Genomic DNA, 20,349 nt, shown 5'->3' with positions numbered 1-20,349 from the left:
CGGCGCGTGCCCGTCCGGATCGCCGCCCGCGACGAAGGACGGGATGTGAGTTCTGGAGTCATCGTCGCGGGGGCCGGGCCGGCCGGGCGGGCCCTCGTGCACCGACTGGCACGCGCGGGTGTGTCCGTGACCCTCGTCGACCCGTCTCCCGAGCGGATCTGGCGGTCCACGTTCGCCTGCTGGTCCGACGAGCTGCCCGACTGGATCGATCCGGCCGCGATCGCCGCCAGCACCGCGCGCATCGGCGTCGCGGGTCGCGACCTCGAGGAGATCGCCCGCGGCTACACCGTCTTCGACACCCCCGGGCTGCAACGGTCGCTGACCCTCGACGGGGTTCCGGCCGTGGCCGCACGCGTGGTCGAGATCGACGGTGCGCGTGTGCATCTCGACGACGGAAAGGTCCTGACCGGCGAGGCGGTGGTCGACTGTCGTGGTGCGCTCCCCCACGACGCACCCCGGCAGACCGCGTACGGGATCGTCGTCGGCGTCCGGACCGCCGAGCCGATCCTGGCCGGACACGAAGCGCTGCTGATGGATTGGCGGGGCGGCGCGAAGCATCATCGGGCGCTGCCGTCCTTCCTGTACGTCGTACCCCTCGGCGGGGGCGAGTATCTCCTCGAGGAGACCTGTCTCGCCGGATACCCCGCGCTGGGCCTCGACGAACTCCAGCGGCGGCTCGCCGACCGCCTGGGCGGAATGCCGTCGGAGATCCTGCGGGTCGAGCACGTCGACTTCCCGCTGACCGGCTCGTCGCCACAACCGTGGCGCGATCCCACTTTCCGGTTCGGCGCCGCGGGTGGTTTCAAGAACCCGACGACCGGCTACAGCGTCGCGACATCCCTGATGTGCACGGACGCGGTGGTCTCCGCTCTTGCCTCGGGTCGCGACCCTGCCACCGAGCTGTGGCCGTCGTCCGCCCGCGCGGTACACAACCTCCGTCTGCGCGGGCTCAGCGCGCTATTGCGGCTGAGTCCTTCGCAGACCATCGCCTTCTTCGAGGCGTTCTTCGCCATGCCCATCGCCGCCCAGCGCAGCTATCTCAGCGGACGCGACGATCTCACCGGCACGATGGGCGCGATGACGCGTGTCATCAAGGCCGTCGACATGCGCACCCGCGCCGTGGTGGCGCGGGGTGCGATGTCGACGCCGGCATGGGCCGGCGACACCGACTGACCGCTCGCGCAGGTGTCAGGGTTGCGCGCGCAGCGCGGGCGCCATGATGTCCTCGAGCGGACCCGACAGGTGGCGGGCGTACTGGCCCGTCACGTGGAACTTGCCGGAGTACACCAGCCGGTCGGCGATCACCGCGGGGCACGTCTGAGCGCAGAACCAGGGGTCGACGTCGATGAAAGTCTGTCCGGTGAGCTCCGCGGCAGCCGACCACCCCGCCTGGACCGGGAGGGCGTCGGCGGCCGGTTCCGCGCACCGGGTGAGGTCGGCGGGGTTGGCCGCCACGCACTCCGACGGACTCTGTGACGGACGCGGGACACCGCCGAGCAGAAATACCTTCGTGCCCGCCGGCAGGTCGTTGATCGTGGAGACCAGGCCGTCGCGCCACACCTCCGGCGTCGTGTCCCGTCCGGGTCCCTGGTTGCCGCCGTCGTGCCAGCCGGCCATCACGACGATCTCGGCGTTCTCGCGGGCGATGGTCTCCATCCGCCAGTCCTGCCAGTCGTCACATTCGGTGTAGGCCCGCTTGAGCTGCCACTGGTAGTACGTCAGCGCGGCCGGTCCGCAGTTGCTCTTGGTCAGCGCGAGTACTCGCCAGCCGTGGCGTTTGCCGACGAGATCGAGCGCCGAATGCCACATCGATGCCGCCGAGTCGCCGATCAGCGCCACGGTCCGGTCGCTGGTCGTGTCACCGAGGATGCACGGTCCGATGTCGTCGAGACGGCTGACCTCCAGGGGTGGTTCGCACCCCTCGATCGACCATTGATCGGAGTAGTCACCGCTGGCGGCGAGCAACTCGTCGGTGGTGATCGTCGGCGGGAGGTCTCGCACCGCGGTCGCGGCCCGGACCGCTGCGAGAACATCGGCGGTGGACACCGCCGCCGGGACCGCCTCGGACTCCGACGTCGCGGCGGCGGGCCGTTCAGGCACCGCCTGGCAACCGGCCACCATCACGGCCACACACAACGACACGACCGCCACGACCGTGGCGGTGACTCTCCTGGTCATCTGCTGACCCTTTCGTGAAACTCTCAGAACAGTTGTTGGAAAAGGGGAACGGGGAGCGCCCATCGATAGCGCTCGAATGCTGCGACCGCGAACACGACCGCGATGCTCACCGGGATGACGGCCAGGCTCCACCACGGCCGGCCGGCGAGTCCGCGCGACCGGCGGATCGGGTTCTCGAACGCGTGGTACATGACCGCCGCACACACGACGGTCACACCGACGAGGAGCAGCTGCATCGGCAACGTGAAGTCGGCGCCGATGCGGGCGGCGGTGAGGGTGAACAGCGGCCAGTGCACGAGGTAGAGCGAGTACGAGATGTTCCCGAGGTAGACCAGCACGCGGTTGCCCAGCACCGACACGGGAACCGTGCCGCGACTGCGCATTCCGGCGATCAGCAACGCGGCGGTGCCGAACACCGGGACGACGGCGACCCACCCCGGGAAACCGTCGGTGCCGTCCAGGGCCACGACCGACCACGCGATGGCCGCGAACCCGGCCCAGCCGAGCCCGGCGGCCACGACCGGCCGATCCGCGACAGCGTTCATCAACCACGGGCCCGCGACGGCGAGCAGACAGCCGACTGCGAGCTCCCAGGCACGGGTGAACGGCGAGAAGAAGGCCTCGGTCCCGTTGACCGGCGTCAGCACGATCGAGTAGAGGTAGGCGGCCACCCCCAGCACGATCAGAAGAGCGAACAGCAACTGTCGCAACGTCACCCGGCTCGTCCGGGCGGCGATGCCGATCGCCACGATCATCAGCGCCGGCCAGACCAGATAGAACTGCTCTTCGACGGCCAGCGACCAATAGTGCTGCAGCGGTGACGGATCGGCGCCGAGCCGGGCATAGTCGGACCCGGTCTCGATGAAGTGGAAGTTCGCGAGGAACAGCGACGCGGCCGTCGCGTCCGGCAACACCCGAGCCCCCCGGACGAAGTTCGTGAACTCGAATGTCGCGATGACGGTGAGAACGATCACCAGGGTCGCCGCGGGCACGATACGTCGCGCACGTGCGGCGTAGAAACCGAGGAACCAGGCGCCGCGCGATTCGGTGGACCGCCGCAGGAGCATCTGGGTGATGACATACCCGGAGATCACGAAGAAGACGTCGACGCCGATGAAACCGCCTGGGAAACCGGGCATTCCGACATGGTCGAGGATCACCACCAGAACCGCGACCGCGCGCAGGCCCTGCACGACGGGACTGCGAAGGTGTCCGGAAACGGCGGGCTGATCATCGCGCGCGGCACCGACTGCGACTGCCACCGGCCCCTGCCTTCGCTCCCCTGTGAGCTACCCGCGCAGCTCCTGAGGCGAAGCTAGCATGCAGGTTAGGCTAACCTCAAATCCTGGCATCCCGGGCACTACCGATCAGCGCCGCAGTGCCCGCCAGCGCCTGATCATGTCGTCGACGTCGACGGTGTGCGCGACGACACTGTGCGGCAGCGCGATCTGGCGCGACGCGAGATGTGCTTCGCGCACACGGCGATTGAAGTCGACGAGGATGTCACGGACCGCCGCCTCGTCGGCGATGTCGCGCAACGACTCCGGGAAGTCCTGCGCCTCCCGGCGCAATTGCAGCGGCGCGGGAAGCAGCGCCGACGAGTCCAGGTTCTCGTCGCGGATCTTGCGTTTGACCCACCAGTCGGGGTCGTCGCTGTCGGTGAGATCGAGCGGCTTGCCCGCGCCCGGCAGATTGTCGAACTCGCCGCGTTCGGTTGCCTCGCGGATCATCCGCTCGACTCGCGGCTCGAAACGTCTCATGCGATCAACTCCTCGCACGCCCAGCACCATGATCGGAAAAACGCCGGCACCCGGTCACCGATGGTGACCCGAGTGCCGGCGCGTGGGAGTTCCCGGCCGTCGGCTAGACGGTGAAGCCCAGGGCGCGCAGTTGCTCGCGACCGTCGTCGGTGATCTTGTCGGGGCCCCACGGCGGCAGCCAGACCCAGTTGATCTCCAACTCGGTGCACAGACCACTGCTGACCAGTGCCCCGCGGGACTGGTCCTCGATCACGTCGGTCAGCGGGCAGGCCGCCGAGGTGAGGGTCATGTCGATCTTCGCGACCGCGTCGTCGGTCACCTCGATGCCGTAGACCAGCCCGAGGTCGACGACGTTGATGCCCAGCTCGGGATCCACCACGTCGCGCATGGCCTCCTCGACGTCCTCGATGGCCGGCAGCGAGGTCGCCGGTGCCGGGGGTGTGCCCGTCACGCCGGTGTCGGTGGTCGCTGTCTCGGTGGTCGCTGTATCGGTGGTGACCGTATCGGTGGTCACTGTGTCGTCAGTCATGCTGTCTCCGCTCGTGTCTCGTGGCTGTCCATCGTCTGCGCGAGTGCGTCCTTGAAGGCCATCCAGCCCAGGAGTGCGCACTTGACGCGCGCCGGGTACTTGCTCACTCCGGCGAAGGCGATCCCGTCGCCGATGACGTCCTCGTCCCCGGCATCCTTACCGCGTGAGGTCATCATCGAGCTGAACGACTCGACGGTGGCCAGGGCTTCCCCGACCGGGCGGCCGACGATCAGATCGTGCAGCACCGACGTCGACGCCTGCGAGATCGAACACCCCTGTCCGTCATAGGACACGTCGTCGATCCGGGAGCCGTCGTCGGACACCGCGACGCGTAGGGTCACCTCGTCACCGCAGGTCGGGTTGACGTGATGGACCTCGGTGCCGAACGGCTCACGGAGTCCGCGGCCGTGCGGATGTTTGTAGTGATCGAGGATCACTTCCTGGTACATCTGTTCCATCCGCATGGCTCAGACCGTCCCGAAGAACTTCTGCGCCTTCACGATCGCGGCGGCGAGTGCATCGACCTCGTCGAACGTGTTGTAGGCGGCGAACGATGCGCGTGCGGTCGCTGCGACACCGAAGCGACGATGCAGCGGCCACGTGCAGTGGTGACCGACCCGGATGGCCACGCCCTCGTCGTCGAGGATCTGACCGAGGTCGTGGGCGTGGATGCCGTCGACCAGGAAGGCCACGGCCCCGCCGCGATTCTCCGCGGTCTGCGGTCCGATGATCCGTACGCCGTCGATGCCGGCGAGCTGCTCGAGCGCCCGCGCCGTCAGCGCGTGCTCGTGCGCGGCAACGGTTTCCATGCCGAGATCGGTGAGGTACCGCACCGCAGCACCGAGTCCGACGACCTGCGAGGTCATCGGCACGCCGGCCTCGAACCGCTGGGGCGGCGGAGCGTAGGTCGACGCCTCCATCGTCACGGTCTCGATCATCGACCCGCCGGTGATGAACGGCGGCAACGCGTTCAACAGGTCCGACCTGCCGTACAGCGCGCCGACGCCACTGGGACCGAACATCTTGTGACCCGAGAAGGCAGCGAAATCGACGCCGAGGGCGCGGAAGTCGACCGCCATGTGCGGCACCGACTGGCACGCGTCGAGCACGACGAGCGCGCCCACCGTACGAGCGCGTGAGACGAGCTCGGCCACATCGGCGACCGCGCCGGTCACATTGGACTGGTGTGTGAAGGCGACGACCTTCACCGACTCGTCGAGGGTCAGCGAATCCAGGTCGATGCGGCCGTCATCGGTCACCCCGAACCACCGCAGGGTCGCACCCGTGCGTCGGCACAGCTCCTGCCAGGGAACGAGGTTCGCGTGGTGTTCGAGCTCGGTGATGACGACGGTGTCGCCGGGTCCGAGTGCTGAACCGCCGAGAACATCGGCGGCCCGCGGGTCGCCGAGGGTGTAGGTCACGAGGTTGAGCGCCTCGGTCGCGTTCTTGGTGAACACGAGTTCGTCGGCGGATGCCCCCACGAAACCCGCGATGACCTCGCGGGCGTCCTCGTAGGCGTCGGTCGCCTCCTCGGCGAGCTGGTGCGCACCGCGATGCACGGCGGCGTTGTGATGCGTGAGGAAGAACCGCTCGGCATCCAGCACCTGGACCGGACGCTGCGAGGTCGCGCCGGAATCCAGATACACCAACGGCTTCCCGTCGCGCACCGTGCGGGACAGGATCGGGAAATCAGCCCGCAACGCGTCGACGTCCAGTGCCGCGGGAGCCTGTGTCGTTGCCTCTGTCGAGAGTGTCACCTGGTACACCTCCTGTACTGAGGGACTCGGACCGGTCGGGTGACTCAGACGGCCTTGGCCGCCGAGGTGAACCGCTCGTACCCGTTCTCCTCGAGTACGTCGGCGAGCTCGGATCCACCCGACTCGACGACGCGCCCGTTGACGAACACGTGCACGAAGTCCGGCTTGATGTATCGCAGGATGCGCGTGTAGTGGGTGATCAGCAGCACGCCGCCGTTGTCGCGCTCCTTGTAGCGGTTCACGCCCTCGCTGACGACGCGCAGGGCATCCACATCCAGGCCCGAGTCGGTCTCGTCGAGGATGGCGATCTTCGGCTTCAGCAGATCCAGCTGCAGGATCTCGTGGCGCTTCTTCTCGCCACCGGAGAAGCCCTCGTTGACGCTGCGCTCGGAGAACGACGGATCGATCTCCAGGGCGGTCATCGCCTCCTTGGTCTCCTTGACCCAGTGGCGGAGCTTGGGCGCCTCACCGCGGACGGCAGTGGCGGCGGTGCGCAGGAAGTTCGACATCGAGACACCGGGCACCTCGACCGGGTACTGCATGGCGAGGAACAGGCCGGCGCGTGCGCGCTCGTCGACGCTCATCTCGAGGACGTCTTCGCCGTCGAGCGTGATCGACCCGGAGGTCACCTGGTACTTGGGGTGTCCGGCGATGGCATAGGACAGCGTGGACTTGCCCGAGCCGTTCGGGCCCATGATCGCGTGCGTCTCACCGGACTTCACGGTGAGGTCGACACCCTTGAGAATGTGGATGGGCTCGGCGTCGGTGTCGGTCTGGACGACGTCGACGTGCAGGTCACGGATTTCGAGTGTGGTCATGTGTGTTCTTTCTCAGGCTGTGGAATGTTCGTGGTCCGGCGCGCTGTGCGGTCAGGCGTCCGCGAGCTCGAGCTCTCGCTCGACAGCTGCGGACAGGCGTTCGCGGAGCTCCGGCACGCCGATCTTGGCGATCACCTCGCCGAAGAAGCCGCGGATCACCAGTCGACGCGCCTGATCCTCGGGGATGCCGCGCGCCTGCAGGTAGAACAGCTGCTCGTCGTCGAATCGTCCGGTGGCACTGGCGTGTCCGGCGCCGACGATCTCGCCGGTCTCGATCTCGAGGTTGGGCACCGAGTCGGCGCGCGCATTGTCGGTGAGCACCAGGTTGCGGTTGAGTTCGAAGGTGTCGGTGCCCTCGGCCTCCGCGCGGATCAGCACATCGCCCACCCAGACGGTGTGGGCCTCGCGGGTCCGATCACCGGAGGTGTCGCCCTGCAGCGCACCCTTGTAGACCACGTTCGAGCGGCAGTGCGGCTGACTGTGGTCGACGAGGAGACGCTGCTCGAGGTGCTGGCCGGCGTCGGCGAAGTACAGACCCCACAACTCGACGTCACCACCCGGTGCGTCGTAGTGGACGATCGGCGACAGGCGAACCAGGTTGCCACCGAAGCTGATCGCGAAGTGCCGCACCACGGAATCGCGACCCGCGCGCACGTGGTGTGTCGCGACATGAACGGCGTCGTCTGCCCAGTCGTGGATGTTCACGACGGTCAGGGCCGCGCTGTCGCCGACGACGAACTCAACGTTCTCCGCGTACGTTCCGCTGCCCCTCTGGTCGAGGACGACGACTGCGCGGGCGAACGCCTCCAGACGGACCTGGGTGTGGCCGAAGCCGGTTTCGCCCTCACCGGGGCCGGTGACCGTGACGGTGACCGGCTCGGCGAGTTCGACCTCGCGACCGACGGTCACCACGGTCGCCTGCGTGAACGACGAATAAGCCTGCGCGGCAACACGATCGAACGGCACACCGCCATCGCCGAGTCGCTTGTCGTCGCGACCGACGGTCTCGACGGTCACACCGTCGGCAAGCCCGGTCACCTCCACGTTCGCCTCCGCGGTGCGTACCGCGGAACCGTCGTGCAGACCACGGAGACGACGGAACGGGGTGAACCGCCAGGCCTCCTCCCGGGGACTCGGCACCTCGAAGGCATTCACGTCGAACGAGGTGAACAGCTCACCCTTGTTGACGACGGGCGCCTGGGAGCCGGGGGTGGACACGGGGAGTGTGGGATCGGCCATCAGCCGACAGCTCCTTCCATCTGGAGCTCGATCAGGCGGTTGAGCTCGAGCGCGTATTCCATCGGGAGTTCCTTGGCGATCGGCTCGACGAAGCCGCGAACGACCATGGCCATCGCCTCGTCCTCGGTCAGGCCACGACTCATCAGATAGAAGAGCTGGTCGTCGCTGACCTTCGAGACGGTCGCCTCGTGGCCCATCGTCACGTCGTCCTCGCGGATGTCGACGTAGGGGTAGGTGTCACTGCGGGAGATCGTGTCCACCAGCAGCGCATCACATTTCACCGTCGACCGGCTGCCGTGAGCACCGTTGTTGATCTTGATCAGGCCGCGGTAGGACGCGCGGCCACCGCCCCGCGCCACCGACTTGGAGACGATGTTGCTCGAGGTGTTCGGCGCCAGGTGGACCATCTTCGATCCGGTGTCCTGGTGCTGGCCGGGACCTGCGAACGCGACCGAGAGGACCTCGCCCTTGGCGTGCTCACCGGTCAGCCAGACCGCCGGGTACTTCATGGTGACCTTGGAGCCGATGTTGCCGTCGACCCACTCCATCGTGGCGCCGGCCTCGGCCTTGGCGCGCTTGGTCACCAGGTTGTAGACGTTGTTCGACCAGTTCTGGATGGTCGTGTACCGGCAGCGGCCGCCCTTCTTCACGATGATCTCGACGACCGCCGAGTGCAGCGAGTCGGTCTTGTAGATCGGCGCGGTACAACCCTCGACGTAGTGCACATAGGCACCCTCGTCGACGATGATCAGCGTGCGCTCGAACTGGCCCATGTTCTCGGTGTTGATCCGGAAGTAGGCCTGCAGCGGGATGTCGACGTGGACACCCGGCGGCACGTAGATGAACGAGCCGCCCGACCACACCGCGGTGTTGAGTGCGGAGAACTTGTTGTCACCGGCCGGGATGACGGTTCCGAAGTACTGCTGGAAGATCTCCGGGTGCTCCTTGAGCGCGGTGTCGGTGTCGAGGAAGATGACACCCTGCTTCTCGAGGTCCTCGCGGATCGAGTGGTACACGACCTCGGACTCGTACTGCGCCGCGACGCCGGAGACCAGACGCTGCTTCTCCGCCTCGGGGATGCCGAGCTTGTCGTAGGTGTTCTTGATGTCCTCGGGCAGGTCGTCCCACGTGGCGGCCTGCTTCTCGCTGGACCGCACGAAGTACTTGATGTTGTCGAAGTCGATGCCCTCGAGCCCCGCGCCCCAGCCCGGCATCGGCTTCTTGTCGAAGATCTTGAGTGCCTTGAGGCGCTGCTCGAGCATCCACTCGGGCTCGCTCTTCTTCGCCGAGATGTCGGCGACGACCGCCGGGGACAGCCCGCGCTTGGCGCTCGCGCCCGCGACGTCGGAGTCGGCCCAGCCGTAGCCGTACTTGCCGAGGGCGGCGATCGTCTCCTCTTGCGTGAGGGGCGCCGCTGGGGTCGGGGTGGCGGCCGGATCGGTGACAGTCATCGCGTGGCCTTTCGGGTTGTCGTGGCGGTCGGGGTGGGAATCGGGGTGGCGCGGCGCGATACGGGCTGCGTATCGGACACCGCGACGGCCCCGGATCGATCAGGTCTCTCGTCGGTGGTCCCGCCCGGCGGCGGGTGGATCGGCACGTGGGTCGTGCAGGCGCAGTCACCGTTGGCGATGGTCGCCAGGCGCTGCACATGCGTGCCGAGGAGTTCGGTGAAGACCGCGGTCTCCGCCTCACACAGCTCCGGGAACTCGGTGGCGACGTGCGCCACCGGGCAGTGGTGCTGACAGATCTGCAGGCCGGTGCCCACCTGCCGGGTGTTGGTGGAGTATCCGGCGCTGGTGAGCGCGTCGGCGATCTCCTCGACCGTGTCGGCCACCGTCACCGGGTCGGTGTTGGGACGGACGCCGGCCACGATGCGTTCGACTCGCTCGCGGGCGAACTCGGTGACCGCGTCGGATCCGCCGAGGTCGCGGAGCTTGCGCATCGCCGCGCCGGCCAGATCGTCGTAGGCGTGGCGCATCTTGCCGCGTCCGGAAGCGGTGAGCTGAAAGTATTTCGCCGGCCGGCCGCGACCGCGCTGGCCGAATCCCGGAGAGGCGACCTCGATGTCCCCCGCGCCTTCGAGGGCGTCGAGGTGACGTCGGACACCCGCCGCGGAGATCCCGAGGCGCTCGCCGATCTCGCCCGCGGTGAGCGGGCCGTCCTCGACGAGCAAGGTGACCACGGCCTCACGGGTCTGACCGTCGTGGTGCGGGTCGGCACCACCGGTCGTCGTGGCACCGGTACCAGCGGATGGCACGGCGCCGGAGCTGTCTGAAGACAGCACAACATCGTTCCGCATGGTTTTCACAACACGAGTGTGACGTAATTGCTTCCCAGCTGCCAGCAAGGGTGCCCTAATCGCAGGGGGTCGTGAGGCCCCCACGTCCGCCGATTACAGTCGTCGTGTGCCCGAAACCACAGCTCCGCGCCGCGTGCCGGACTACTTCGGACTCGTGTGGACGCGATTGCTGGCGGTGCTGAACTATCTCGGACTGCGCAAACAGCGCCCTGCCGACGCCGCGTCCGCCGACACCGCCCGCGGCGACTACGGCAAGACCGTCGCCCGCCTGCACGACGACGAGCGCGAGGTCGGGCCGCTCAACGCCGAGGAGAACCGCAGGCTCCGCCGCATCAAGCTGTTCGGTGCCACCGGGTCGGTCCTCATCCTCATCGGCGCCCTCGGGACCGGCGCAGTACCCGTGCTGCAGAATCCGGTGGCCGGGATGCGGGTCCTGTCGTTGCCGTCACGGATGTTCGGCACCGCGCTCGCCCTGTCCATCGGCGGCGCGATCACCCTGGTCGTCGCATGGCTGCTGCTAGGGCGGTTCGCGGTCGGCCGGTTCAGCGTCGAGGTGCGCCACGGGCGAAGCCCAGAGCGCCGTATGAGCCGCCGCCAGGCCGACCGGACCCTGATGCTCTGGATCGCCCCGATCATCGTCGCGCCCCCGCTCCTCAGCAAGGACATCTACTCCTATCTCGCCCAGAGCGCGATCGCGTTCCGCGGCATGGATCCGTACTCGGTCAGCCCGGTCCGGGGACTCGGGGTCGACCACATCCTGACCCGGTCGGTGCCCAACCTGTGGCGTGACACCCCGGCGCCCTACGGTCCCTTCTTCCTGTGGATCGGCGAGGGCATCACCAAGGTCACCGGCGACAACATCACCGCCGCGATCTTCCTGCACCGCATCGTCGCGCTGATCGGAGTGGCACTCATCGTGTGGGCACTCCCCCGGCTCGCACGGCGATGCGGGGTGTCGTCGGTGGCCGCACTGTGGCTCGGCGCGATGAACCCGCTGGTCATCCTGCATCTCGTCGGCGGCATCCACAACGAGGCCTTGATGCTCGGGCTGATGCTCGTCGGTCTCGAGTTGAGCTTCCGCGCGATCTACGGCGCCGAACGCCTCCGCAGACCCGGCACCCTCGTCCCCACCCGCGCGGGCTGGTTGCTCATCGCCGGGGGCGCGGTCCTCGCGGCGTCGGCGATGATCAAGGTCACGTCGATGCTCGCGCTGGGCTTCGTCGGCATCGCCCTCGCCATGCGGTGGGGCGCGACCCTGCCCGCGCTCCGGCACGCGCCGGTCCGCGAATGGTGGGGCCGGTCGCGGTGGTCGGTGTTCATGCTGAGTGCGTCCGCGGCCTTCTACGTGGTGGTCCTCGGCGTCGTGATGATGGCCATCTCCCTCGGCACCGGGCTCGGCTTCGGCTGGACCGGCACGCTGTCGACGGGTGAGATCGTCCGCTCCTGGATGTCGATGCCGACGCTGCTGTCGGTGACCACCGGGCGGATCGGGGTGACCCTGGGCCTCGGTGAGCACACGCAGGCGATCCTCGAGGTCGCCCGGCCGATCGCGCAGCTCGTCGCCGCGCTCTTCATCGTCCGGTGGATGCTCGCCACGCTCGGCGGCCGCCTCCATCCGCTCGGCGCGCTCGGTGTGTCGATGGCCACAGTGGTGTTGTTCTTCCCGTTCGTCCAGGCCTGGTACCTCCTGTGGGCCGTGATCCCGCTGGCCGCGTGGGCGACCGGCGCCTGGTTCCGGATCTCGACGATCGCTGCGTCGGCGATCATCGCCATCGTGGTGATGCCCACGAGTTCGAACACCAGCGGAGTGGTGCTGGCACAAGGACTTCTGGCCGGCGTGATCATGGTCGCGGTCCTCACCGCGCTGTTCTTCGAGGACCGCGCGCCGCGACGCCGACGTCGGCGTGCATCCGCTCCGGATGACGACGAGACCCCGGCCGCGTCGGCCTCGACGCGCCGATGACGACGTGCGTGGTGGGCCGGGTCACCGTTTTTCGTCCCTGGGCTCCGAGCGCCTAGTCTGACCTGTGTGCGAAGCACGACCTCTCGGCAGATCAACGACGACGATCGGGTGAACGATCGTCGGCTCCGCGATCCCGGGTCCGGTTCCGGAGAGGTGACCGCGGACCGGTCGGACTCCGCCGGTCCCGCGGTCGAGATCAGCGGCCTGGTCAAACGTTTCGGCGACCGTGCGGCCGTCGACCGGCTCGACCTCACGCTCCGACGCGGCGAGATCCTGGCTCTCCTGGGGCCCAACGGGGCGGGCAAGACGACCACCGTCGAGATCTGCGAGGGATTCACCGAGCCCGACGCCGGTACCGTCCGCGTCCTGGGACTCGACCCCATCGCCGACAACGATGCACTCCGGCGCCGCATCGGCGTCATGCTCCAGGGCGGCGGCGCCTATCCGGGAGCGCGTGCCGAGGAGATGTTGCGCCTCGTCGCGGCGTACGCGGCAGATCCCATCGACCCCGAGTTCCTTCTGGACGCACTCGGCCTGACCGAGGTGCGGCGTACGTCCTACCGGCGACTGTCCGGCGGGCAGCAACAGCGCCTGGCGCTGGCGTGCGCCGTCGTCAACCGGCCAGAGCTGGTCTTCCTCGACGAGCCGACCGCCGGGCTCGACGCCCACGCCCGGCTCGTCGTGTGGGAACTCATCGACCGGCTGCGGGCCGACGGCGCATCGGTGCTCCTGACCACGCATCTGATGGACGAGGCCGAGGAACTCGCCGACCACGTGACGATCATCGATCACGGCCGGGTCGTCGCCGACGGGACACCCGCCGACCTCACCAGCACCGGCGCGGAGAACGAACTGCGTTTCACCGCTCCCCGCGGACTGGATCTGTCGATGCTGGTGCTGGCCCTGCCGGAGGGATATCACTGCACCGAGGCCACCCCCGGTTCGTACCTCGTGATCGGTCCGATGACGCCGCAGGTGCTGGCGACCGTGACGGCGTGGTGCGCCAAGATCAACGTCCTGGCCACCGACCTCCGGGTCGAGACCCGCAGCCTCGAAGACGTCTTCCTCGACCTGACCGGACGGGCCCTACGACCGTGACCTCACCTGTTCCCACCGACGCGCAGCGGTCCGGCACGTTCCCCGACGGCCTGTTCCGTCCGGCTCCTCGTCCGGCGTCGCTGCCGGCCATGATCGCCGCGCAGTCCGGACTCGAACTCAAGCTCCTGCTCCGCAACGGCGAACAGCTTCTGCTCACCATGTTCATCCCCATCACGCTGCTCGTCGGCCTGTGCCTGCTGCCGATCGACACCGGTTTCGGCGCGGGCCCGGCGGAGCGCGCGGCACTGTTCGTCCCGGCGATCCTGACCGTGGCGGTGATGTCGACGGCGTTCACCGGGCAGGCGATCGCGGTGGGCTTCGACCGCCGCTACGGAGCCCTCAAACGGCTCGGCGCCACCCCGATCCCGCGTTGGGGGATCATCGTCGGCAAATCGATCGCGGTGCTCGTGGTGGTCGCGTCGCAGTCGGTGATCCTGGGTGCGATCGGTGCGACCTTCGGCTGGCGACCGAGTCCCGTCGGCCTGCTCATCGGCGCGGTGGTCCTGGTGGTCGGCACCGCGTGTTTCGCGGCTCTCGGTCTGCTCCTGGGCGGCACGCTCAAGGCGGAGGTCGTCCTGGCCCTGGCGAATCTGCTGTGGTTCGCGTTGATCGGCCTCGGCAGTCTCGTCGTCGTCGATTCCAATGTCCCCGACGCCGTGTACTGGATCGCGCGGTGCCTCCCGTCGGGGGCCCTGAGCGAGGCGCTCGAGATGGCTTCGGAAGGTTCGTTCGACGCCTTCGGGGTGGGTGTCTTGCTGGTGTGGGCCGCGGTGGCCGGCACCTTGGCGGTGAGGTGGTTCCGATTCCGATGACATCCGATACTTCGAACGCGCCGGCGGCATCCCGGTCCGGCGAGCGACCGGCGCCGACCGACGCACCGCGCCCGCTGACCGGTCCGTGGCGGTTCATCCCCGGCTTCGGCCGGCCGACCGCGCGATTCGTGCACCGCTGGGCGATCGCCCTGCTCATCTCGAACGTGGGCATCGTCGCCACCGGCGGCGCCGTCCGCGTCACCGGCTCGGGACTCGGTTGCCCGACCTGGCCGCGATGCACCGACGAGTCCTTCGTGCCGCACGGCGAGCTGGGCGTGCACGGCGCGATCGAGTTCGGCAACCGCATGCTCACCTGGGTGCTGATCGTCATCGCCATCGCGACCTGGGTGGCCGTCCTCCGGTTCGCCGGGTCGGCGCGACGGGACAAGTGGCTGGTCACCCTCATCGCCCTGGGCATCCCTTTCCAAGGGGTCATCGGCGGCATCACGGTGCTGACGCAGCTCAACCCGTGGGTCGTCGCACTGCACTTCCTTCTCTCCATGGCCTTGGTGTCCGCGGCCACGGTGCTGGTCTACCGGATGCGGCCGTATCCGACGCCCGTCGCGCCCGAGTCGTCCGACTCCGACGCTCCGCCCACCGCAACCCGCCGACTCGGTATCTACCTCGCCTGGCTCGTCTACCTCGTCACCTGGGGAACGATCTACCTCGGCACGGTGGTGACCGGCTCCGGGCCGCATGCCGGCGACGCGGACGCGCCACGCAACGGCCTCGACCCCGACAACGCGACCCAGCTGCACGCCGACGCCGTCTTCGCCCTCGTCGGACTCGCGATCGCAGCTCTCGTCTACGCCCGCGTCTTCGCTCGCCCGCAGCAGCGATCGGCAGTGGTGTTCATGCTGCTCCTGCTGCTCCAGGGCCTGATCGGGTTCGTCCAGTTCGCCACCGATCTGCCCGTCGCTCTCGTCATCGCGCACATGTTCGGCAGCGCTCTGCTGCTCATCGGCGCCACCTGGCAGCTCGTGGTCGCGAAGAACACAGACGTGAGTAACTCAGGCACGAAAAAGGCAGACCCGCTGCGCGAGTCTGCCTGATCGACGCCCGGCCTCAGAGGATGGCGCGGTTACGCGCTCGGGGGAAGCGCTTCTGCCGAGCGACCCAGCCCGCCATCTTGCGGTAGTGAGAGGTCGACACCGTCGTCTCCGAGGTGAGGTCGCGGTCCCACTCGGCGATCTCGAGACCGTCGACCGCATCGACCACGGCCTGTGCGGTCGCCAGGTCCGGCACCACCCGGTCACCGAGGATGCCGTTCGCGTCGCCCACCATGGTGATCCGTACCCCGGCGTCCCCGATCGCCTGGAGAACCACCTTCGCGCTGCCACCTTCGCGCTCGACGAACTTGCGTACCGAGGCGACGACCTCGGTGGGTGCCTCGACCTTCTTCTGCTGGCTCGAGTTCTCGTCGGCGGTGGTGTTCGTCATGGGGGTCAGCATACCGGGGCGGTTTCGGCGTGTAGAACGGTGTCGTGCGAGCGATTCAGGTGACCCGCCACGGCGGACCCGACGTCCTGACCTTCGGCAGCGTCGACGACCCCATACCCGCGCCCGACGAGGTGATCGTCCGGACGTCTGCGGTGGGCGTCAACTTCATCGACACCTATCTGCGACGCGGCCTCTATCCCTCGACCCCGCCCTACATCCCCGGCAGCGAGGGCGCCGGCGTCGTCGTCGCGACCGGCTCGGACGTGACGTCGCTGCGGGAGGGTCAGCGTGTGGCGTGGTGTGCGGCGCCCGGTTCCTACGCCGAGTTCGTCGCGGTCCCGGCGTCGAAAGCCGTTCCGGTGCCCGACGCGGTCGACGATGCGGTCGCCGGTTCGTCGCTGCTCCGCGGCCTGACCGCGCACTACCTCCTCGACGGAAGCGCTCATCCCCGGTCCGGCGAATCGATTCTCGTGCACGCCGGTGGCGGCGGTGTCGGGCTGATCCTGACCCAGCTCGCCAAGCGCCGCGGACTGAGGGTCATCACGACGGTGTCGTCCGACGAGAAGGAAGAACTCTCCCGGGCGGCTGGCGCCGACCACGTACTCCGCTACGGCGAGGACCTGAGCTCGCGGGTCCGTGAACTCACGGACGGGCGCGGCGTGCCCGTGGTGTACGACGGCGTCGGCGCCGACACCTTCGAGCAGTCACTGGCGTCGACCGCGATACGTGGGATCGTCGTGCTCTTCGGAGCGGCGAGCGGACCGGTTCCGCCGTTCGATCTGCAGCGTCTCAACCCGGCGGGATCGCTGTCGGTGACCCGCCCGACACTGGGCCATTTCACCGACACGGCCGAGGAACTCCACTGGCGAGCGGGCGAGTACTTCGAGGCGATCGTCGACGGCAGCGTCGAGGTGCGCGTCGGGCAGCGGTACCGACTCGCCGACGCCGCGGCGGCGCACACCGATCTGGAGGCACGCGTCACGACGGGCACCACGGTGCTGTTGCCCGCCGGGATCTGAGCGGGGCTCAGAAGTAGGACGAGATGGTCTGCAGTCCGACGACCGCGTCGATCGCGAGTCCGCAGAACACGATGGCGAGGTACTCGTTGGACTGCAGGAAGACCTTCAGCGGAGCGACTTCGGCGCCACGCTTGGTATCGCGGTACAACTTGTGCACGCGCTCGAGGAACCAGCCCCCGGCTGCCAGCGCGATCACGGTGTAGATCCAGCTCGTCGCCGGGATGAGCAGGAGCGAACTCACCACGGTGAGCCACGTGTAGATGAGCATCTGCCGGGTGACGCGTTCCTCGGTCGCGATGACCGGGAGCATCGGCACGCCTGCCGCCTTGTAGTCCTCCTTGTAGCGCATCGCGAGCGCCCAGGTGTGCGGCGGCGTCCAGAAGAAGATGACGGCGAAGAGAACGATCGGCTGCCAACTCAGCGAGCCGGTGACCGCAGCCCACCCCACCAGGGTCGGCATGCAGCCCGCAGCACCACCCCAGACCACGTTCTGCCAGGTCCGACGCTTGAGGATGAGCGTGTAGACACCGACGTAGAAGAGGATGGTCGCCGAGACGAGCAGGGCGGACAGCAGATTGGCGGCGAAGTACAGGACCGCGAAGGACGCCGCCCAGAGGACGAGACCGAAGATGAGGGCACTGCGGGTCGCGACGGCGCGGCGGGCCAGCGGACGCCGGGCGGTGCGCTTCATCTTCTTGTCGATGTCGGCGTCGGCCACCATGTTGAGAGTGTTCGCACTCCCGGCTCCGAGCCAGCCGCCGATCAGGGTGAAGGCGATGACCGCGATGTCGACGTGGCCGCGGTCGGCTTGCAGCATGACCGGGATCGTCGCGACGAGAAGCAACTCGATGACGCGCGGTTTGGTCAACGCGATGTAGGCGAGCACCGTCGCACGCACGCGCCCGGCCCACGACTGATCGGCCGGTGCGACCGGATCGGTCGATACCTGCGGATTCGATGCGGTGTCGGTCGAGTGAGATGCGGCGGAACTGTCCCCGCTCACACGCTCCCCTATCCTCACGAACACTCCTCGTCCGCCCGCACAGACGCCCGCGGGCTACTACACAGCATGGTAGACGTTTGCCTTTGCGAACCGTGAATCGAGGCACGGCGACGACGCGGGCGGGCCCACGACCGGCGCGGACGCCTGAACTCGCCGGTAACCATCGGTCGGCGCGCAGTGCGAGCCCGGCGCCGATTACTCTGGACCCGTACGCGCCGACGGGCGTCGGTCGCCCGAGCGCCGACAGCCCCAGTACCGATCGCCACTTGTACGAATCGCACCGAGCAGGCACAGGAGACAATCAGCATCGTGGCCGACACAGACGAGATCCGCGCATTGACCACCCCCCGTCACCCGGACGACTGGACCGACCTCGACACCCGCGCCGTCGACACGGCCCGGCTCCTGGCGGCCGACGCAGTGCAGAAATGCGGAAGCGGACACCCCGGCACCGCGATGAGCCTCGCGCCGCTCGCCTACACCTTGTTCCAGCGGGTGATGCGCCACGACCCGACCGACACCGACTGGGCCGGCCGCGACCGTTTCGTCCTCTCGTGCGGGCATTCGAGCCTGACGCTCTACATCCAGCTCTACCTCGGCGGATTCGGCCTCGAGCTCTCCGACATCGAGGCGCTGCGGACCTGGGACTCCCTCACCCCGGGCCACCCCGAGTTCCGTCACACGCGCGGCGTGGAGATCACCACCGGCCCGCTCGGTCAGGGTCTGGCGTCGTCGGTGGGCATGGCTATGGCCGCCCGTCGCGAACGCGGCCTGTTCGACCCGGATGCGGCCCCAGGGCAGAGCCCGTTCGACCACTACATCTATGTCGTCGCCTCCGACGGCGACATCGAAGAGGGCGTGACCTCGGAGGCCAGCTCGCTGGCCGGTACCCAGCAGCTCGGCAACCTGATCGTGTTCTACGACCAGAATCAGATCTCGATCGAGGACGACACCGACATCGCGCTGTCGGAGAACGTCGCCAAGCGGTACGAGGCCTATGGCTGGCACGTCCAGACGGTCGAGGGCGGCGAGGACATCGTCGCCATCGAGGCCGCGGTCGAAGCCGCCCGCCAGGTCATCGACAAGCCGTCGATCATCTGCCTGCGGACGATCATCGGCTACCCGGCGCCCAACATGATGAACACCGGCATGGCCCACGGTGCGGCGCTCGGCGAAGACGAGGTCGCGGCGACGAAGAAGGTCCTCGGCTTCGACCCCGCCAAGAACTTCGAGGTGAGCGACGAGGTCATCGGGCACACCCGCAAGCTCATCGACCGCGGCGCCGAGCAGCGCAAGGCGTGGACGTCGTCGTTCGACGCCTGGGCGGAGAAGAACCCCGACGCCAAGAAGCTGTTCGACCGGCTGACCGCCCAGGAGCTCCCGGAGGGCTGGACCGACGCCCTCCCGAGCTGGAACGTGGGCGACAAGGACGTCGCGACCCGAAGCGCGTCGGGCAAGGTGCTCGGCGCCCTCGCGCCCGTGCTGCCCGAGCTGTGGGGCGGTTCGGCCGACCTCGCCGGCTCCAACAACACGACGATGGACGGCGAACCGTCGTTCGGACCGACCTCGATCAGCACCAAGAAGTGGTCGGCGAACCCGTACGGCCGCACCCTGCACTTCGGTGTGCGCGAGCACGCGATGGGCTCGATCCTGTCGGGCATCGTCCTGCACGGTCCCACCCGCGCCTACGGCGGCACGTTCCTGCAGTTCGCCGATTACATGCGTCCCGCGGTCCGGCTCGCCGCCCTGATGGAGATCGACCCGATCTACGTCTGGACCCACGACTCGATCGGTCTCGGCGAGGACGGCCCGACCCACCAGCCGATCGAACACCTCGCCGCGCTGCGTGCGATCCCGAATCTCGATGTGGTGCGCCCCGGCGACGCCAACGAGACGGCGTTCGCATGGCAGCACCTGCTGACGCGACGCAACCATCCGGTCGGCCTGGCACTCACCCGGCAGAACATCCCGATCCTCGAGGGCACCTCGGCGCAGGGCGTCGCCAACGGCGGGTATGTCCTGAGCGACTCCGAGGGTGACCCGCAGGTCGTGCTCATCGGCACCGGTTCCGAGGTCCACCTGGCCGTCGACGCGCAGAAGGCGTTGGCGGAGAAGGGAATCAAGGCGCGTGTCGTCTCGATGCCCTGCGTCGAGTGGTTCGACGAACAGCCGCAGGGCTACCGGGACGACGTGCTGCCGCCGTCGGTCCCGCGCGTCGCCGTCGAAGCCGGTATCGCGATGCCGTGGTACCGCATCGTCGGCGCCGGTGGCGAGATCGTCTCGATCGAGCACTTCGGTGCCTCCGCCGACTACAAGGTGCTGTTCACCAAGTTCGGTATCACCGCCGAGGCCGTGACCGCGGCCGCCGAGCGCGTCGTCGCCGGCTGACAAAGCCGTAGACAACACCGGCTGACAAGCCAACCCCATGAGGAGA

The 20,349-nt window shown here is 68.3% G+C and carries 19 protein-coding genes; 7 read left to right on the top strand and 12 right to left on the bottom strand.

The annotated features are described in order from the left end of the window. The first annotated feature begins 45 nt into the window (after nt 1-45). Entirely contained in the window at nt 46-1,173 is a 1,128-nt protein-coding gene (locus AC3B6C_RS19230; protein WP_488373777.1) for a lycopene cyclase family protein, read from the top strand. Nucleotides 1,174-1,188: 15 nt separating this feature from the next. Here AC3B6C_RS19230 and AC3B6C_RS19225 read toward each other — a convergent pair whose 3' ends face one another. The 10 genes from AC3B6C_RS19225 to AC3B6C_RS19180 form a co-directional block, all read right to left on the bottom strand. Next, complete coding sequence (locus tag AC3B6C_RS19225) at nt 1,189-2,178, bottom strand: SGNH hydrolase domain-containing protein (RefSeq protein ID WP_488373776.1); 990 nt, start codon at nt 2,176-2,178, stop codon at nt 1,189-1,191. A gap of 23 nt (nt 2,179-2,201) precedes the next feature. Beyond that, on the bottom strand, nt 2,202-3,440 hold the full coding sequence (locus tag AC3B6C_RS19220; RefSeq protein ID WP_488373775.1) for an acyltransferase family protein: 1,239 nt from the start codon (nt 3,438-3,440) through the stop codon (nt 2,202-2,204). 105 nt (nt 3,441-3,545) lie between these two features. Continuing rightward, nucleotides 3,546-3,938 carry a DnaJ family domain-containing protein gene (locus AC3B6C_RS19215; RefSeq protein WP_488373774.1) on the bottom strand — a complete coding sequence of 131 codons (393 nt, stop codon included), beginning with the start codon at nt 3,936-3,938 and terminating at the stop codon, nt 3,546-3,548. A 103-nt stretch (nt 3,939-4,041) separates the two neighbouring features. After that, nucleotides 4,042-4,467, bottom strand: coding sequence for a metal-sulfur cluster assembly factor (locus AC3B6C_RS19210; protein ID WP_051129751.1), 426 nt, complete (start codon nt 4,465-4,467; stop codon nt 4,042-4,044). Further along, complete coding sequence (gene sufU / locus AC3B6C_RS19205; RefSeq protein ID WP_010841021.1) at nt 4,464-4,931, bottom strand: Fe-S cluster assembly sulfur transfer protein SufU; 468 nt, start codon at nt 4,929-4,931, stop codon at nt 4,464-4,466. Before sufU ends, AC3B6C_RS19210 begins: the two co-directional genes overlap by 4 nt. Nucleotides 4,932-4,934: 3 nt before the next feature. After that, nucleotides 4,935-6,224: a cysteine desulfurase gene (locus AC3B6C_RS19200; RefSeq protein ID WP_488373773.1), complete on the bottom strand. Its 1,290-nt coding sequence runs from the start codon at nt 6,222-6,224 to the stop codon at nt 4,935-4,937. 44 nt (nt 6,225-6,268) lie between these two features. Next, nucleotides 6,269-7,042 (bottom strand): Fe-S cluster assembly ATPase SufC, encoded by a 774-nt coding sequence (sufC, locus tag AC3B6C_RS19195; protein WP_010841019.1) that lies wholly within the window; start codon nt 7,040-7,042, stop codon nt 6,269-6,271. Nucleotides 7,043-7,093: 51 nt separating this feature from the next. Beyond that, a complete protein-coding gene (gene sufD, locus AC3B6C_RS19190; RefSeq protein ID WP_010841018.1) occupies nt 7,094-8,281 on the bottom strand; it encodes a Fe-S cluster assembly protein SufD in 1,188 nt (395 codons plus the stop codon). Further along, complete coding sequence (gene sufB, locus AC3B6C_RS19185; RefSeq protein WP_010841017.1) at nt 8,281-9,732, bottom strand: Fe-S cluster assembly protein SufB; 1,452 nt, start codon at nt 9,730-9,732, stop codon at nt 8,281-8,283. Before sufB ends, sufD begins: the two co-directional genes overlap by 1 nt. Next, nucleotides 9,729-10,580 (bottom strand): helix-turn-helix transcriptional regulator, encoded by an 852-nt coding sequence (locus AC3B6C_RS19180; protein ID WP_014926676.1) that lies wholly within the window; start codon nt 10,578-10,580, stop codon nt 9,729-9,731. The genes sufB and AC3B6C_RS19180 overlap by 4 nt, the downstream gene beginning before the upstream one ends. A 133-nt stretch (nt 10,581-10,713) precedes the next feature. Between AC3B6C_RS19180 and mptB the strand changes: the two genes are divergently transcribed. The 4 genes from mptB (at nt 10,714) to AC3B6C_RS19160 (ending at nt 15,505) form a co-directional block, all read left to right on the top strand. After that, nucleotides 10,714-12,543: a polyprenol phosphomannose-dependent alpha 1,6 mannosyltransferase MptB gene (gene mptB, locus AC3B6C_RS19175; RefSeq protein WP_010841015.1), complete on the top strand. Its 1,830-nt coding sequence runs from the start codon at nt 10,714-10,716 to the stop codon at nt 12,541-12,543. Between the two features lie 66 nt (nt 12,544-12,609). Next, complete coding sequence (locus AC3B6C_RS19170) at nt 12,610-13,641, top strand: ABC transporter ATP-binding protein (protein ID WP_488373772.1); 1,032 nt, start codon at nt 12,610-12,612, stop codon at nt 13,639-13,641. After that, nucleotides 13,638-14,453 (top strand): ABC transporter permease, encoded by an 816-nt coding sequence (locus AC3B6C_RS19165; RefSeq protein WP_010841013.1) that lies wholly within the window; start codon nt 13,638-13,640, stop codon nt 14,451-14,453. The genes AC3B6C_RS19170 and AC3B6C_RS19165 overlap by 4 nt, the downstream gene beginning before the upstream one ends. Further along, nucleotides 14,450-15,505 carry a COX15/CtaA family protein gene (locus tag AC3B6C_RS19160; RefSeq protein ID WP_488373771.1) on the top strand — a complete coding sequence of 352 codons (1,056 nt, stop codon included), beginning with the start codon at nt 14,450-14,452 and terminating at the stop codon, nt 15,503-15,505. Before AC3B6C_RS19165 ends, AC3B6C_RS19160 begins: the two co-directional genes overlap by 4 nt. A 13-nt stretch (nt 15,506-15,518) precedes the next feature. Here AC3B6C_RS19160 and AC3B6C_RS19155 read toward each other — a convergent pair whose 3' ends face one another. After that, nucleotides 15,519-15,905: a hypothetical protein gene (locus tag AC3B6C_RS19155; protein WP_055474620.1), complete on the bottom strand. Its 387-nt coding sequence runs from the start codon at nt 15,903-15,905 to the stop codon at nt 15,519-15,521. A 32-nt stretch (nt 15,906-15,937) separates the two neighbouring features. Here AC3B6C_RS19155 and AC3B6C_RS19150 point away from each other — a divergent pair, with 32 nt between their 5' ends. Beyond that, the gene (locus AC3B6C_RS19150; protein ID WP_488373770.1) at nt 15,938-16,912 is read left to right on the top strand and encodes a quinone oxidoreductase family protein; all 975 of its coding nucleotides are present in this window, start codon (nt 15,938-15,940) and stop codon (nt 16,910-16,912) included. A 7-nt stretch (nt 16,913-16,919) separates the two neighbouring features. Here the strand turns inward: AC3B6C_RS19150 and AC3B6C_RS19145 are convergent, their stop codons facing one another. Further along, nucleotides 16,920-17,915, bottom strand: a complete 996-nt coding sequence (locus AC3B6C_RS19145; RefSeq protein WP_010841009.1) for a heme o synthase — start codon at nt 17,913-17,915, stop codon at nt 16,920-16,922. A 309-nt stretch (nt 17,916-18,224) separates the two neighbouring features. On the opposite strand from AC3B6C_RS19145, the gene tkt reads away from it, so the two are divergent. Continuing rightward, on the top strand, nt 18,225-20,303 hold the full coding sequence (gene tkt / locus AC3B6C_RS19140) for a transketolase (protein ID WP_010841008.1): 2,079 nt from the start codon (nt 18,225-18,227) through the stop codon (nt 20,301-20,303). Nucleotides 20,304-20,349: the final 46 nt, after the last annotated feature.

The sequence above is a fragment of the Gordonia sp. 11cp genome, from assembly GCF_057767225.1.
Note: the sequence above shows the minus strand (reverse complement) of the source record. Positions and strands in the feature narration are given on the sequence as shown.

Excerpts from the sequence above, each read along its gene's own strand:
- sufD (WP_010841018.1), bottom strand. The coding sequence starts at position 8,281 with ATGGCCGATCCCACACTCCCCGTGTCCACCCCCGGCTCCCAGGCGCCC.
- AC3B6C_RS19160 (WP_488373771.1), top strand. The coding sequence starts at position 14,450 with ATGACATCCGATACTTCGAACGCGCCGGCGGCATCCCGGTCCGGCGAG.
- AC3B6C_RS19180 (WP_014926676.1), bottom strand. The coding sequence starts at position 10,580 with ATGCGGAACGATGTTGTGCTGTCTTCAGACAGCTCCGGCGCCGTGCCA.
- AC3B6C_RS19210 (WP_051129751.1), bottom strand. The coding sequence starts at position 4,467 with ATGACTGACGACACAGTGACCACCGATACGGTCACCACCGATACAGCG.
- sufB (WP_010841017.1), bottom strand. The coding sequence starts at position 9,732 with ATGACTGTCACCGATCCGGCCGCCACCCCGACCCCAGCGGCGCCCCTC.
- AC3B6C_RS19215 (WP_488373774.1), bottom strand. The coding sequence starts at position 3,938 with ATGAGACGTTTCGAGCCGCGAGTCGAGCGGATGATCCGCGAGGCAACC.
- AC3B6C_RS19155 (WP_055474620.1), bottom strand. The coding sequence starts at position 15,905 with ATGCTGACCCCCATGACGAACACCACCGCCGACGAGAACTCGAGCCAG.
- sufC (WP_010841019.1), bottom strand. The coding sequence starts at position 7,042 with ATGACCACACTCGAAATCCGTGACCTGCACGTCGACGTCGTCCAGACC.
- AC3B6C_RS19225 (WP_488373776.1), bottom strand. The coding sequence starts at position 2,178 with ATGACCAGGAGAGTCACCGCCACGGTCGTGGCGGTCGTGTCGTTGTGT.
- sufU (WP_010841021.1), bottom strand. The coding sequence starts at position 4,931 with ATGCGGATGGAACAGATGTACCAGGAAGTGATCCTCGATCACTACAAA.